Source organism: Allobosea sp. RIT-PG3_2 (assembly GCF_057321085.1).
This window is the reverse complement of the sequence record NZ_JBXWCA010000003.1, coordinates 570,301-585,309: the sequence shown is the minus strand read 5'-3', so window position 1 is coordinate 585,309 and position 15,009 is coordinate 570,301. Positions and strand designations below refer to the sequence as shown.

Annotated in this window: 12 protein-coding genes; 3 read left to right on the top strand and 9 right to left on the bottom strand. The window is 67.2% G+C overall.

The genetic code is table 11. The features are described from left to right. Nucleotides 1–115: 115 nt before the first annotated feature. The 4 genes from AC2FAN_RS13095 to AC2FAN_RS13080 all read right to left on the bottom strand — a co-directional run bounded on the left by AC2FAN_RS13095 (nucleotide 116) and on the right by AC2FAN_RS13080 (nucleotide 5,066). On the bottom strand, nucleotides 116–916 hold the full coding sequence (locus AC2FAN_RS13095; protein ID WP_485174496.1) for an ABC transporter ATP-binding protein: 801 nt from the start codon (nucleotides 914–916) through the stop codon (nucleotides 116–118). A gap of 90 nt (nucleotides 917–1,006) precedes the next feature. Continuing rightward, the gene (locus AC2FAN_RS13090; protein WP_485174588.1) at nucleotides 1,007–2,080 is read right to left on the bottom strand and encodes an ABC transporter substrate-binding protein; all 1,074 of its coding nucleotides are present in this window, start codon (nucleotides 2,078–2,080) and stop codon (nucleotides 1,007–1,009) included. Nucleotides 2,081–2,348: 268 nt separating this feature from the next. After that, a complete protein-coding gene (locus AC2FAN_RS13085; protein WP_485174494.1) occupies nucleotides 2,349–3,761 on the bottom strand; it encodes an FAD-binding oxidoreductase in 1,413 nt (470 codons plus the stop codon). Between the two features lie 15 nt (nucleotides 3,762–3,776). Beyond that, nucleotides 3,777–5,066 carry a class I SAM-dependent RNA methyltransferase gene (locus tag AC2FAN_RS13080; protein ID WP_485174492.1) on the bottom strand — a complete coding sequence of 430 codons (1,290 nt, stop codon included), beginning with the start codon at nucleotides 5,064–5,066 and terminating at the stop codon, nucleotides 3,777–3,779. A gap of 89 nt (nucleotides 5,067–5,155) precedes the next feature. Here AC2FAN_RS13080 and AC2FAN_RS13075 point away from each other — a divergent pair, with 89 nt between their 5' ends. Further along, nucleotides 5,156–6,202: a cysteine synthase A gene (locus tag AC2FAN_RS13075; protein ID WP_485174491.1), complete on the top strand. Its 1,047-nt coding sequence runs from the start codon at nucleotides 5,156–5,158 to the stop codon at nucleotides 6,200–6,202. Nucleotides 6,203–6,314: 112 nt separating this feature from the next. Beyond that, on the top strand, nucleotides 6,315–7,373 hold the full coding sequence (gene corA, locus AC2FAN_RS13070; protein ID WP_485174489.1) for a magnesium/cobalt transporter CorA: 1,059 nt from the start codon (nucleotides 6,315–6,317) through the stop codon (nucleotides 7,371–7,373). Nucleotides 7,374–7,400: 27 nt separating this feature from the next. Here corA and AC2FAN_RS13065 read toward each other — a convergent pair whose 3' ends face one another. The 4 genes from AC2FAN_RS13065 to AC2FAN_RS13050 form a co-directional block, all read right to left on the bottom strand. Next, nucleotides 7,401–9,179, bottom strand: a complete 1,779-nt coding sequence (locus AC2FAN_RS13065; protein WP_485174487.1) for an SLC13 family permease — start codon at nucleotides 9,177–9,179, stop codon at nucleotides 7,401–7,403. A 33-nt stretch (nucleotides 9,180–9,212) separates the two neighbouring features. Further along, nucleotides 9,213–10,202 (bottom strand): magnesium transporter CorA family protein, encoded by a 990-nt coding sequence (locus AC2FAN_RS13060; protein WP_265052334.1) that lies wholly within the window; start codon nucleotides 10,200–10,202, stop codon nucleotides 9,213–9,215. A 79-nt stretch (nucleotides 10,203–10,281) separates the two neighbouring features. Further along, nucleotides 10,282–11,142, bottom strand: a complete 861-nt coding sequence (locus AC2FAN_RS13055) for an SDR family oxidoreductase (RefSeq protein WP_485174485.1) — start codon at nucleotides 11,140–11,142, stop codon at nucleotides 10,282–10,284. After that, entirely contained in the window at nucleotides 11,126–12,007 is an 882-nt protein-coding gene (locus AC2FAN_RS13050) for an SDR family NAD(P)-dependent oxidoreductase (RefSeq protein WP_485174483.1), read from the bottom strand. The genes AC2FAN_RS13055 and AC2FAN_RS13050 overlap by 17 nt, the downstream gene beginning before the upstream one ends. Before the next feature lie 284 nt (nucleotides 12,008–12,291). Between AC2FAN_RS13050 and AC2FAN_RS13045 the strand changes: the two genes are divergently transcribed. After that, the gene (locus AC2FAN_RS13045) at nucleotides 12,292–13,086 is read left to right on the top strand and encodes a class I SAM-dependent methyltransferase (protein ID WP_485174482.1); all 795 of its coding nucleotides are present in this window, start codon (nucleotides 12,292–12,294) and stop codon (nucleotides 13,084–13,086) included. Between the two features lie 17 nt (nucleotides 13,087–13,103). Here AC2FAN_RS13045 and AC2FAN_RS13040 read toward each other — a convergent pair whose 3' ends face one another. Beyond that, nucleotides 13,104–14,879, bottom strand: coding sequence for an acyl-CoA dehydrogenase family protein (locus AC2FAN_RS13040; protein WP_485174480.1), 1,776 nt, complete (start codon nucleotides 14,877–14,879; stop codon nucleotides 13,104–13,106). Between the last annotated feature and the right edge of the window lie 130 nt (nucleotides 14,880–15,009).

The following is a 15,009-nucleotide window of genomic DNA, read 5'->3' as shown; positions in this document are numbered from 1 at the left end:
GCAGGCGCAAATCGCCGTCGCGCTTGATCAAGCAGCGGCGTGTTCATGGGTTCCGGGCTCGCCGCTGACGCGGCGCCCCGGAATGACGGCAAGCGTCCATGATCATAGGTCATGGTCACGCATGCTCCAGATGGATGCGCTCGCGCAGCTCGTGGACGATGTCGACGAACTCGACCGTGAAGGTTGTCTCCAGCGTGCGCGGGCGGGGCAGCTCGATCCTGCGGATCTTGACGATCTTCCCTGGGCGGCGGCTCATCACATAGACGGTGTCGGCGAGATAGACCGCCTCGCGCAGGTCGTGCGTGACGAGCACGGCGGTGAAGCGGCGCTCCATCCAGAGCTTCTGCATCACGCCCCAGAGCTCCTCGCGCGTGAAGGCGTCGAGCGCGCCGAAGGGCTCGTCGAGCATCAGGATGTCGGGGTCGTGGATGAGCGCCCGGCACAGGCTGGAGCGCTGCTGCATGCCGCCCGAGAGCTGCCACGGGTATTTCTCGCCGAAGCCGCCGAGGCCGACCGAGGCCAGCAGCGCCTCGACGCGCGCGACATATTCGGCCTTGTTGGCGCGGAAGCGCCGCTTATGCGGCTCGACGACCTCGAGCGGCAGCAGGATGTTGTCGAGCGTCGTGCGCCAGGGCATCAGCGTCGGCGCCTGGAAGGCCATGCCGACGCCGCGGATCGGACCCTTGACCAGCTGCCCGTGGACGCGGACCTCGCCGCCGGTGGGCGGCAGCAGCCCGGTGACGAGCTTCATCAGGGTCGACTTGCCGCAGCCGGAAGGCCCGACCACGGCGATGAACTCGCCCTTGGCGATGGAGAGCGTCGCATCCTCCAGCGCCTGCATGCGCGAAGGGCCGCTGCCATAGGCGAGGCTCACCTGACGCAGCTCGACGAGAGGCGGTTCTGTTGTCACGGCCATCCGGGCGTCATTCTCGGGCTTGCCCCGAGAATCTCGGGAAGGAAGGGCTCCAAGGAGATGGCCGGGCAGGCCCGGCCATGACGGCAGCGGTCAGGGCGCGACCATCCGCTCGGCCTTCGGCGGCAGGAACTTGCCGGTGAAGACCTTGTCCGGCTCGGGAGCCGCAGGCAGGCCGAAGGCTTCGGCGACGTCCTTGACCGAGCGGGCGAAGCGGGCCGGCTCGACATCGCCCATGCCGTTCTCCTTCACGAAGGGCGTCAGCACGTTCAGCCTCAGCGACATGTCGAGGCGCTCGGTTTCCAGCTTCTCATCGATCAGCGGGTCGCGCTTCTTGGCGGCGGCGATGCCGAGCGCCGGATTGGCGGCGACCTCCTTCCAGGCCTTGGCGGTGGCGCGCAGGAAGCCGGTGACGACCTCGGGCTTCGCCGCCAGCGCCGGCGAGACGATGATGCCGTTGCCGTACACGTCCATCTTGAAGTCGGAATAGTTGAACGAGACGACGTCCTCCGCCTTCACGCCGCGCGCCTTCAGGTCGAGGATCGACGAGAAATAGTGGCCGGAGATGAAATCGACCGTGCCCTGGACCAGCGATTGCTCGCGCAGCTGCGGCGTCAGGTTGACGTGCTGGACGCTCGCGGCGTCGAGCCCCACCTTCTTGGCGAAGGCCGGGAACAGCCGGAAGGAGGCGTCGAAGACGGGGGCGCCGAGCTTCTTGCCGGCGAGATCGGCCGGCTTGGCGATGCCGCTCTTCTTCAGCGCATGGACGCCGAAGGGCGGGAAATCATAGGCCATGAAGACGCAGAGGATCTCCTTGCCGGCGTTCTTGGCGTTGTACTCGATCAGCGAGTTCACGTCGGCGAAGCCGATGTCGTAAGCGCCTGTGGCGACGCGCTGGACGGCGCCGGCCGAGCCCTGGCCGGGATCCATCGTGACGTCGAGCCCCTCGGCCTTGTAGTAACCCTTGTCGAGCGCGACGAGGAAGGGCGAGGTCGGCCCCTGGAAGACCCAGTCCAGCGTGAACTTGATCGGGGTCTGGGCGGCCGCGGGCATCGCGCCGGCCAACGCAGCCGCTCCGACCAAAGCCGCGCCGACAAGGCCGCGCCGCGTCGGCCCAAAGCCCTTCGCCCATGCGCAATTCGACAGCATCCGCGCCACGCCGATCATTCCAGCCAACCCCTCATGTTTTCTTTATGGGCCGAAGGCTAGAGACGCGGCGAAAAGCGGTCAATCAGGCGGAAGACTGGTCCTGCCATTTTTTTAGGCAGAGAGGCTCGGAGGAGTATTTGCGCGCGGCAGGCTGCTCATTAAGCTGCCGTCATTCTCGGGCGGAGCGAAGCGTAGACCCGGGGACCTCCGGCTGAACGAGGCGCTGGAACCTCCTTCGGCAGGAGATGCTCGGGCCAAGCCCGAGCATGAGGTGCGCCCAGCGGGCTCAGCCCTGCGCCAGCACCGAGCCCGGGTTCAGAATCCCTTTCGGGTCGAGCGTCTTCTTCAGCGTGCGCATCAGATCGAGCTCGACCGGATCCTTCACGCCCGGCAACAGATCGCGCTTGAGGCGGCCGATGCCGTGCTCGGCCGAAATCGAGCCATGCAGCTCCGTGACGATGGCATGCACCGCCTCGTTCATCTCGCTCCAGCGGGCAAGATAGGCGGCCTTGTCGGCGCCCACGGGCTGGCTGATGTTGAAATGGATGTTGCCGTCTCCGAGATGGCCGAAAGGCACCGGCCGGCAGCCCGGCACCATCGCCTCCACCACCGCGATGGCGCGCTTCAGAAACTCCGGCGTGGCATGGATCGGCACGGAAACGTCGTGCTTGATCGAGCCGCCCTCATAGGTCTGCACCTCCGACATCATCTCGCGCAGCTTCCAGAAATCGGCGCGCTGGGTCAGCGAGCCGGCGAGCGCCGCGTCGGTGACGATGCCCTTCTCCAGGGCCTCGCCGAGGAAGGCCTCGACATGCTCGTCGAGCCCGGCGGCAACTTGAGCCGAAACCTCCATCAGCACATACCATGGCGACGGCTCGGAGAGCGGGTCGCGCGCGCCTGAGGCGTGGCGCAGGACGAATTCGAGCCCGACGCGCGGCATCAGCTCGAAGGTGGTGAGCGTGCCGCCCGCGCCCGCCTTGGCATCGTTCAGCAGCTCCAGCGCCGCTTCCGGGCTGGGCACGGCGAGGAAGGCCGTGGCGCGCGCCGCCGGCAGCGGGAAGAGCTTGAGCACGGCGGCCGTGATGATGCCGAGCGTGCCTTCGGCGCCGATGAAGAGGTTCTTCAGATCGTAGCCGGTGTTGTCCTTGCGGAGCTGGCGCAGCCCGTTCCAAATGCGGCCGTCCGGCAGCACCACTTCCAGGCCCATGCAGAGTTCGCGGGCATTGCCATAGGCGAGCACGGCGGTGCCGCCGGCATTGGTGGCGAGGTTGCCGCCGATCGTGCAGGAGCCCTCGGAAGCGAGCGAGAGCGGGAACAGGCGCCCGACAGCCTCGGCCGCATCCTGCGCCCGCTTCAGGGTCACGCCGGCCTCGACGATCATCGTATCGCCTTCGGTGTCGACGGTGCGGACCTTGTCGAGGCGCTGCAGCGAGAGGATGACCTCCCTGCCATCCGCGGTCGGGATCTGGCCGCCGACGAGGCCGGTATTGCCGCCCTGCGGCACCAGCGTCGTGCCGGTCTCGGCCGCGAGCTTCACCAGCTCGGCAACCTCAGCCGTCGAGCCCGGACGAACGATGCCTTGAGCCTTGCCACGGAAGAGATCGCGCCACTCCTTGAGATAGGGCACCATCGCGTCGGCATCGGTGATGACGTTCTTCGCACCGATGATACCGGCCATGCGATCGAGAATTGCACTCATCCTGAAGCCCTGCCCTCAGCCCTTCTTGCCGCGCCGGAAGACGCCGACAAGTTCGACATGGGCGGAATAGCGGAACTGGTCGACCGGTGTCACGCCTTCCAGCGCATATCCGCCCGCAGCCAGCGTCGCAGCGTCGCGCGCGAAGCTGCCGGCGTCGCAGGAGACGTAGATCACGTCCCGGACCTTCGAGGCCGCCAGCCGCTTGACCTGGGCCTCCGCACCGGCACGCGGCGGATCGAGCACGATGGCGTCGAAGCCGTTGAGCTCATGCTCCAGCAGCGGACGGCGGAAGAGATCGCGCGTCTCGGTCGTGATGGGCTTGAGGCCTTGCGTCGCTCCTGCTCCCCGGCTCAGCGCCAGCGTCGCCGCCTTGTCGCTCTCGATGGCGAGGACCTGCATGCGCTCGGCGAGGCGGAAGCTGAACGGGCCGCAGCCGGCGAAGAGATCGGCGACGCGTTTGCCCTTCGGCAGCGCCGCCATGACGAGCCCGGCCAGAATCTCCTCGCCCGCTGCCGTCGCCTGCAGGAAGCCGCCTGCGGCCGGCGCGACCAAAGCCTTGCCCATATGCTGCAAGGGCGGGCGACGCTCGACGACGATCTCGCCATGGTTGGAGAGCCGGGCGAGATCGAGCCGTTCCGCGAGTTGGGTCAAAGCGAGCCTGAGCTTGTCGCCGAGCGGGCCATGGCCACGCATGTCGACATCGAGCCCGGCTTCGGAGGCGGTGATCTGGATATCCAGCGGCTTGTTCGCTCCGCCCATGCGGTTCGCCAGCATCTGCGCGACGGCCGGCGCCCGCGCCAGCCCCGGCGCCAGAACCGGGCAGGCTTCGACGGCGATCAATTCATGGCTGCGCGCCGCCATGAAGCCGACCACCATGGCCTCGCCCTGCCGGCGGGCATGGAAGGTGACGCGGCGACGGCCCTCGCCATGGGCATCGATCAGATCGGCGACAGGGGCCTCGACGCCGGCGCGGCTCAGTGCCGTCACGACCTGCTGGCGCTTCCATTCGCGATAGAGGCCGGGCGCCATATGCTGCGCCGCGCAGCCGCCGCAACGGGTGAAGAGCGGGCAGATCGCGGCGATGCGGGATTCGGAGGGCGCGATGATCTCGACGAGCTGGCCGCGCTCGCCATCGACCACGGCACGCACCGTCTCGCCCGGCAACGCGTAGGGCACGAAGACCTGGCCGGAAGACGCCTGCACGACGCCATCGCCGCGCTGGCCGAGGCGATCGATGACGAGAATCTCGTTCATCGCGAGCTTGCCGGTGGAAGCCTGCTGCTGATCGGTTTTGGCGGCGGGCATTCTTCCTACCTCCGGCAGTCGGCCGGCTCGATGATGACCTGAACGAAGCTTTCGCCTATCAGGTCGAGGACGAATTGGGAAATTTCGCCATGACCATCCGCGACGGCGTCATCGAAGCCATCGGCAACACCCCGCTCATCAAGCTCGCGCGCGCTTCGGCGGAGACCGGCTGCGCCATCCTCGGCAAGGCCGAGTTCATGAATCCCGGTCAGTCGGTGAAGGATCGCGCCGCGCTCGCCATCATCCGCGACGCCGAGGCAAAGGGGCAGCTCAAGCCGGGCGGCGTCATCGTCGAGGGCACGGCGGGCAATACCGGCATCGGCATCGCGCTCGTCGGCAACGCGCTCGGCTATCGCTCGGTGATCGTCATCCCCGATACGCAGAGCCAGGAAAAGAAGGACATGCTGCGGCTCGCCGGCGCGACGCTGGTCGAGGTGCCGGCCGCGCCCTACGCCAACCCGAACAACTATGTGAAGGTTTCCGGCCGGCTCGCCGAAGAGCTGGCCAAGACCGAGCCCAACGGCGCCGTCTGGGCCAACCAGTTCGACAATACCGCCAATCGTCAGGGCCATATCGACACGACCGGCCCGGAGATCTGGGATCAGACGGCCGGCAAGGTCGACGGCTTCATCTGCGCCGTCGGCTCGGGCGGCACGCTCGCTGGCGTCGGCGTCGCCCTCAAGGCGCGCAATCCGAAGGTGATGATCGGGCTCGCCGACCCGATGGGCGCGGCGCTCTACTCCTATTACACGAGCGGCGTGCTCAAATCGGAAGGCTCGTCGATCACCGAGGGCATCGGCCAGGGGCGGATCACCGCCAACCTCGAAGGCCTGGCTGTCGATGCCGCCTTCCAGATCCCGGATGCGGAGGCGGTGCAGATCGTTTTCGATCTCCTGGAGCACGAGGGACTCTGTCTCGGCGGCTCGTCCGGCATCAACGTCGCCGGCGCGATTCGGCTGGCGAAGCAGATGGGTCCCGGCCACACCATCGTGACGGTGCTCTGCGACTACGGCACGCGCTACCAGTCGAAGCTGTTCAACCCGGAATTCCTGCGCTCGAAAGACCTGCCGGTGCCGGGCTGGCTGGAGCGGGACGATGCCAGCCTCAAGCAGGTCATGTCGAAGGTGCTGGCGTAAGAGCCGACAGACCCGCCGGCACCCGGGTCATTTTGCCAGAAAAGTGATTTCCACCGGGCTGCAACAGTTCTAGCCTGCCCTTTGGTTATCCCGCGATCGACGAGGTGGTCGCATGGCAGTCTCGAATGTCAGGTTCGCCGCTTCGGCGGCTCCGGAACAAGGGCCCCGCGACGCTGCCGCCGAACCGGGCCACGTCCATGCGGCCGGCGTCGTCGCATCGAGCGTCTATGCCCATGGCGTCCGCATCGCCGACATCCCGGTGGAGGAAGCGGGGGACTGGGCGCAGAAGGACGGCCATGTCGTCTGGATCGGGCTGCTGGAGCCCGAAGCCGCCCTGCTCAAATGCGTGCAGCAGCAGTTCAACCTGCATCCACTCGCTGTCGAGGACGCGACGAACGCCCATCAGCGCCCGAAGCTTGAGCAATATGGCGACGCCCTGTTCGTAGTGGCGCGCACCGCGCAGTTGATCGAGGGCCGCATCGCCTTCGGCGAGACGCATATCTTCGTCGGCCGCGGCTACATCGTCAGTGTGCGCCACGGTGCCTCGACCTCGTACACATCGGTCCGGCAGCACTGGGAAACCTGCCCGACCTCGCTGGCGAAGGGCGAGGACTTCATCCTCTACGCGATCCTCGATTTCATCGTCGACAACTACATGCCGGTGCTCGAGGCGATCCATGAAGAGGTCGAGGAGATCGAGGACATGGTCCTCGCCAGGCCAATGGCGCGCGCCGATATCGAGCGGCTCTACATGCTCAGGCGCGACCTGCTGCGCCTGCGCAACGCCATCGCACCGCTGGTCGATGTCTGCCAGCGGCTGACCAATGGCAGCGTGCCGCAGGTGCGGCCGACGCTCGCGCCGATGTTTCGGGACGTCACCGACCATGTGCGTACCGTGCAGGAGAAGATCGACAGTTTGCGCGAGGTGCTGGCCTTCGCTTTCGAAGCGAGCCTGCTCGTCGGCCAGGGGCAGGAGAATGCGATCACCAAGAGGCTGGCGTCATGGGCCGCCATTCTGGCGGTCCCGACTGCGGTCGCGGGCGTTTACGGCATGAATTTCAAGAACATGCCGGAACTCGAGCTGCACTATGGCTACTACGCCGTGCTCTCGGTCATCGTCACGTCCTGCGCCATCCTGTACTGGCGCTTCAAGCGCAATGGCTGGCTGTAGCGGGCGGCGATTTCCGACAGTGTTCCGTCAGCGCAGGGGCCAGACCAGCAGGATCATCGGCACGGCCAGCAGGATGACGATGAGCGAAAGCGGGGCGCCGAGACGGGCATAGTCGCTGAAGCGATAGCCGCCCGGCCCCATCACCAGCGTGTTGCACTGGTGGCCGATCGGCGTGAGGAAGTCGCACGCGGCGCCGATGGCCACCGCCATCAGGAAGGCATCGGGATTGTAGCCAGGATTTTTGGCGAATCCCGCGCCGATCGGCGCCATGACCAGCACCGTCGCGGCGTTGTTGAGGAAGGGCGTCACCGCCATCGCCGCCACCAGGATCAGCGCGACCGAGGCCCAGCCGGGCAACCCGCCGCCGATCGTGGCGAGCCAGGAGGCGAAGAGATCGGTGGTGCCCGTGCTGCGCAAGGTGTCGCTGACCGGGATCAGCGCTGCCAGCATGAGCAGGATAGGCGCGTCGATGCTCTGATAAGCCTCGCGCAGCGGCACGCAGCGGCAGGCGATCAGCAGGACAGCCGCCGCGAAGAAGACGAGCGGCACAGGGGCCAAGCCGGCGGCGAGAGCTATGATGGCCGCCAGCACGATCGTCACGGTCAGCACCACGCGGCGTGTCGAGCCCAGCGGCACGAGCCGGTCGGCAAGCGGCAGCAGCGCCAGTTCCGAGAGCTTCTCCGGCAGGAGCTTCTCGTCGCCCTGGATGACGACGATGTCGCCGGCTCGCAGCCTGATGTCGCGCAGCCGCTGGCTGAAGCGCTCGCCGGAACGGCTGATCGCCAGCATGTTGACGCCGAAACGGCTGTGCAGCGCCATGTCGCCGGCCGACTGACCAATGAGCACCGAATCCGGCCCGACGATCGCCTCGGCGATGCGGTCGGGGTCGAGCGCGTCGCCCTTCTGCGTCGGGCGGTCCTTGCCGATGAGATCGAGCCCGCCTTCCGCGACGACGCGCTCGAGCACGGCGGCGTCGCCGCGCAGCAGCAGGATGTCGCCGGCCCGCAGGCCCGCATCCGGCAGCGGCGCCTGCACGCGCCGCTCGTTGCGCAGGATCGAGACGATTTCGGCGCCGCTGCCGGCGATGGCCTTGAGGTCGGCGACCGTCCTGCCGGCGAGCGGCGACTTCTCGCCGAGCTTCGCCTCGGTGAGATAATCCTTGATGTCGATCGCCTGATCGAGCGAGACCGCGCCGCGCCGGTCGCGCGGCAGCAGACGGTAGCCGACGCTGAGGAAGATGCAGCCCGCCAGCGCCACGACAATGCCGACGGGAGCGAAATCGAACATCCGGAAGGGCTCGCCGCCAAGCTCCTGCCGCACACGCGCGACGATGACGTTCGGCGAGGTGCCGACCAGCGTGACGATGCCGCCGAGCAGGGAGCCGAAGGCCATCGGCATCAGGAAGACCGAAGGCGATTTCCCGTCCTTGCGCGCGAGCTGATAAGCGATCGGCAGCATCATCGCGAGCGCGCCGATGTTCTTGATGATCGCCGACATGATGGCGACCATGAAGACGAGCAGCGGCACCTGCAGCTGTGTCGAGCTCAGGTGCGAGCCGAGCCTGGCGAACAGCCGCTCGATGATACGGGAGCGCGCCACGGCGGCGCTCAGCACCAGCGCGCTGCCGACGATGATGACGATGTCGTCCGAAAAGCCCTTGAAGGCGTCCGCGGTCGGGACCAATCCGAGCGAGACGCCGAGCAGCAGCGCCAGCATCGCGACGATGTCGTAGCGCAGGCGGCCCCACAGGAAGGCCGCCATCATGCCGGCGACGAGGAGAACGGAGAGAATCTGAGGCTGGGTCATCCGGTCGTCAGGGCAGCCGCCGCAAGCCTGGCTTCAGAGCCATTTCTTCCAGCGAAAGAGCAGATAGGGCAGCACGGCGAACAGGATCATCAGCCCGATCGCCAGGGGGTATCCCCATTGCCACTCCAACTCCGGCATCGTCTTGAAGTTCATGCCGTAGATCGAGGCGATCAGGGTCGGCGGCATCAGCGCCACGGAGACGACCGAGAACAGCTTGATGATCTTGTTCTGCTCGATCGAGACGAGGCCGAGCGTGGCGTCCAGCATGAACTGCAGTTTGTTGGAGAGGAAGGTGGCGTGCTCCTCGATGGCCTGCACGTCGCGCACGGCCGAGCGCCATTCGGCCGAGAAGCCGGTCTGCGCCTTCTTCGGCCGGGTGTAGTTGGCGGACAGGAACAGCAGCACGCGCTCGACCGACATCATGCTCTCCCGGACATTCGAGATGATGTGCTCGTGCTGGCCGATATGCTGGATCACCACCTGATAGACGCCGCCCCGTTCGACATCCTGGCCGCGGCCGGCGAAGATTCGCCGCGACGCCATGTCGACCTTGTCGCCGACCCCGCGCAGCACTTCTGCGGCGCGGTCGACGATCGCCTCGATCAGCCCGTCGAGCACCGCTTCCGGCTGCGGGCCGCAGCCGCCGGGCTTGGTGGCGCGGTTGAGGAAGATGTTGAAGGCGCCGGGTTCGTCATAGCGCACCGTCACCAGCGCCTTCTCGGTCAGGATGAAGGTGACATCAGCCAGTTTGGGGACGATCGTCTCGGACTGGCAGATGACGCGCGCCGTCATGTAGCGCGCGCCGTTCTCGGTATAGATGATCTCGGAAGGCTCGAGATCGTGCATCTCCTCGCGTGTCGGTATGGAGATGCCGAGATGCTGCTCGACCCGCCGGTCCTCCTCGGGCGTCGGGTTGAGCAGGTCGATCCAGACCGCCTCGGCCGGAAAGGCCTCATCGAGCCCGAGCTCGGCATGGCGAAGCTTGTTGCGCGAATCGGGGCAGATGCCGTGGATCATCAGCATGGGCACGAATCTCGCTGCACGGTCCGGATGGAGACCGGCAGGAACGCTGATCCGAGGGCGATGTCAAACCGGCGACGCCTCAGACCCCGCCCTTGACGCCCTGCGGCGGCTTGCTGTCGGCCGGCACGAAGAAGTCCGGCATGAGCGGCACCGAGGGATCGACGCGATAGGGCGTGAAGTCGGTGACGCCCTCGCCGGCCATGAAGCTGTCATCGATCAGGAAGTTGCCGGAAAACTCCCGCGAAGGCTTCGAGAAGATCATGTGTGCGGCGTCGGCGAGGATCTCAGGCGTCCGGCTCGCCTGCACCATCTTGTCGCCGCCGAGCAGGTTCTGGACGGCGGCGGTGGCAATCGTCGTGCGCGGCCAGAGCGCGTTGACGGCGATGCCCTTCGAGGCGAGCTCGCCGGCGAGGCCGAGCACGCACAGGCTCATGCCGTATTTGGCGATGGAATAGGCCAGGTGCGGCGCGAACCAGTGCGTCTTCATGTCGAGCGGCGGCGAGAGCATCAGGATATGCGGATTCTCGGCCTTCTCCAGATGGGGAATGGCGTATTTCGAGACCATGAAGGTGCCGCGCGTATTGATCTGCTGCATCAGATCGAAGCGCTTCATGTCGGTCATCTGCGTGTTGGTCAGCGAGATCGCGCTGGCGTTGTTCACGACAATGTCGATGCCGCCGAAGGTCTCGGCGGTCCTGGCGATCGCCTCCGCGACGCTCTGCTCGTCGCGGACGTCGACCATCAGCGGCAGGCACTTGCCGCCGGCCGCCTCGATCTCGGCGGCAGCGGTATAGATCGTGCCCTGCAGTTTCGGATGCGGCTCGGCGGTCTTGGCGGCGATCGTGACGTTCGCCCCGTCGCGCGCCGCCTTGATGGCGATGGCGAGCCCGATGCCGCGCGATCCACCGGTGATGAAGAGCGTCTTACCCTTGAGCGACATCGCCGCCTCCCTGTTCGTTCGTAATGACGTAGCGGCCCGGCTGCGAGCCATCCCGGTCGGTGAAGCCGTATTCGCGCGCGAGATCGGCGACATGGAGGACTCGGCCCGCATGGCGCGCCAATTCGGGATCTGCCACCAGCGCCGCGACGGCACGGCCGGCATAGAGCGGCGTCTCGGTCGTCTCGGCTGCGAGACCCGCGTCGCGGACGCGCTCGGTCAGGACATGGCCGGGCGAGAGCCCGAGCGCGGTCACTCCGAACGGCCTGAGTTCCTGCGCCATCGCGAAGCTCAACCGATTCATCGCCGCCTTGGCGAGATCGTAGAAGACGTCGCCGAGATAGCCGGTCTCGGTATCGAAGCTCACGGTGACGATGAGACCGGAGCGCATCTGCGCCATGGCCGGCGCCACAGCCCGTGCCAGCAGGAGCTGCGCATAGACGCCGCTCTCGAAGCTCTCGCCCAGCCGTGCGGCGGGGCGGCGCCAGAAGGGCGTGCCGAAGGCCGAGCCATCGGGATAACGCTCGCCGTCATAGCCCTCGTTACCGCCCCAGACCGCATCGACGACGCAGTCGAGCCGGCCGAAACGGCGCAGCGCCCAGGCGACGAGCCCGTCGACCTCCCGCTCGCTGGTGTGGTCGCAGCGATAGGGATGGCCCTTGCCGCCGGCCGCCTCGACCTCGCGCGCGGCGTCCTCGAAGGTCTCCGGCCGCTGGTCGGTATGCGGACCGGCCTCGCTGGAGCGCCCGGTCACGATGACCGTCGCGCCCGCTTCGCCCAGCGCCCGCGCGATGCCCCGCCCAAGTCCACGCGATGCGCCCGCAACGAGGCAGATGCGGCCGGCGAGCGGGGGAGAAACGGCGGTCATGGCTCCAGGCTCCGCCAGGCTGCCGATCCGGACTGCGCGATTTTATAGGCGCTATCGTCATTCCGGGGCTTCGCGCAAGCGAAGAGCCCGGAACCCAGAACCGATGTGCTTGGACAAGGAAACGATCCGTCTCCGCACGCTTCCTTATACAAGGCGTCGGTTCTGGGTTCCGGGCTCACCGCTTCGCGGCGCCCCGGAATGACTGCGCGGATTGAACAAAAACGAGCTAGCCACGCTCCGCCCTCTGCTCTATAGCCCCGCTCCCCTCGCAGCGGAGCAGCATCATGGACAGAACCGATGTAGCGGCGTGCTGGGAGGCCAATGCCGAAACCTGGACGCGGCATGCCCGCGCCGGCTACGACCTTTATCGCGATCTGCAGAACACCCCGGTCTTCCTGGCGAACCTGCCTGATATCGCCGGGTTGAACGGCCTCGACATCGGCTGCGGCGAAGGTGGCAATACGCGCAAGCTCGCCGAGCGCGGGGCGCGGATCACGGCGATCGACATCGCGCCGACCTTCATCCGCCACGCCCGCGAGGCCGAGGCGCAGGCGCCGCTGGGCATCACCTATCTGGAGAGCGACGGCACCGCCCTGCCCTTCGCCGACGACAGCTTCGACTTCGCCACCGCCTTCATGTCGCTGATGGACATGCACCGGCAGGATCTCGGCATCGCCGAGGCCGCGCGCGTGCTGAGGCCCGGCGGTTTCCTGCAGTTCTCGATCCTGCATCCCTGCTTCGCGCCGCCGAACCGCAAGGTCCTGCGCGATGCGCAGGGCAACGTGACCGGGCTGCTCATCACCGAGTATTTCAGCGATCCCGCCGGAGCGATCGAGGTCTGGCGCTTCGGCGCGGCGCCCGAGCAAGAAAAGGCGGGCGTCGAGCCCTTCCGCGTCCCTCGCTTCCACCGCACGCTGAGCGAATGGGTCGCGATGATCGTCGCCGCCGGCCTCACGATCGAGCACATGGCAGAGCCGAGCGTCGATGCGCAGACCGCGGAAGCCAAGCCCTATCTGGCCGATACGCTGATCGCGCCGCTGTTCCTGCATATCCGCGCCCGCAAGGGCGCGGCCGCCTGAACCGGACGCCGCAGCGCTCACGCCGCGAAGACCGCAGCCGCGTCGGCGATGGCGCCCGCGCCTTCCGTCACCGCGAGTTCGAGCGCCGGCGCCTCGGTCGCGATGCATTCGGCATAGAAACGGGCCGTGGCGAGATCGCCGGTGCCGTCCGCCTCGGATCGGGTCGCGAGCGCCTTCTTCGCCAGTCCCGTACCGCCCTGCGCCAGCGCGAAGAGCTTGAGGTAGGGCGTCGCGCCGGCCAGCGCGTCCGCCGGCTTCGTGCCGATCGCGCCCAGCATCCATTCGGTGGCGGTCTCCAGGGCATCGACGGCTGCTCCGAGGCGGGCGGCCGTATGGCCGAAGCCCGGCGTGTTGGCGCGCTCGACCTCACTGACGACAGAGCGCATCTCGGTGATCAGCGCATGGACCGCATCCCCGCCCGAAAGCGGCAGCTTGCGGGTGACGAGGTCGATCGCCTGGATGCCGTTGGTGCCCTCATAGATTGCGGCGATGCGGGCGTCGCGCAGATGCTGGGCGGCACCCGTCTCCTCGACGAAACCCATGCCGCCATGGACCTGCACGCCGGTCGAGGCGACGTCGATGCCGATATCGGTGGCATAGGCCTTGGCGACGGGGGTGAGGATCGCGGCGCGCTCGGCGGCCACCTTGCGCCCGGCTTCGTCCGTCTCGCGATGCGAGCGGTCGAGCGCCTCCGCCACCAGATAGGAGATCGCCCGCGCGCCCTGCGTCTTGGCGCGCATGTCCATCAGCATGCGGCGAACGTCGGGATGGACGATGATCGAGCTCATCGGCGCGCCCTTCGGCGCGTCGAGCGCCGCACCCTGCTTGCGATCATGGGCGAAGGCAAGCGCCTGCTGATAGGCGCGCTCGGCGATGGCAACCCCCTGCAGCGCGACATTGAGCCGGGCGTTGTTCATCATCGTGAACATGCAGGCGAGGCCGCGATTTTCCTCGCCGATCAGCCAGCCGATCGCGCCGTCCTTGTCGCCGAAAGCCATGGAGCAGGTCGGCGAGGCATGAATGCCGAGCTTATGCTCGATGCCGGAGCAGCGCAGGTCGTTATGCGCGCCCAGCGAGCCATCGGCATTGACCAGATATTTGGGCACGAGGAAGAGCGAGATGCCGCGCGTGCCGGGAGGGGCATCAGGCAGGCGCGCCAGGACGAGATGGACGATGTTGTCCGTCAGGTCGTGCTCGCCATAGGTGATGAAGATCTTCTGGCCGGTGATGCGGTAGGTGCCGTCCGGTTGGCGCTCGGCCTTGCTGCGGAGCGCATTGAGGTCCGAGCCCGCCTGCGGCTCGGTCAGGTTCATCGTGCCCATCCACTCGCCCGAGACGAGCTTGGCGAGATAGGTCTCCTTGAGATGATCCGAGCCATGGGCATAAATCGCCTCGATGGCGCCAACTGTCAGCAGCGGGCCGAGCGCGAAGGCGAAGGCGGCCGAGTTCCACATCTCGATGCAGGCCGATTGCAGCAGGGTCGGCAGGCCCTGCCCGCCATAGGCCTCCGGCCCCGGCAGCGCGTTCCAGCCGGCGTCGGCCCAGGCCTTGTAGGCTTCCTTCCAGCCTGGCGGGGTGGTGACCGCGCCGTCCTTAAGCTTCGAGCCATAGGCGTCCCCGACCCGGTTCAGCGGCGCGATGACGTCGGCGGCGAATTTCGCGGCTTCATCCAGCACGGCCTCGGTGACGCCGCCCTCCAGCTCCGGGGTCAGCCCGTCGCCGATCAGCCGGTCGAGGCCTGCGACATGGCGCATGGTGGCGAGCATGTCGGAAACCGGGGCGCGATAGCTCATAGGTCGTCTCCCTGAGGCCGGCGCTGACACTGAAGGACGCCGCAGCCCGCTTTTGCCGTTGCCGCGATGGTAGCGAGGAACTATCGCCTATGCCACGCTGGCCAAGCGCGACCTTCGTTCCGTGTCGTGC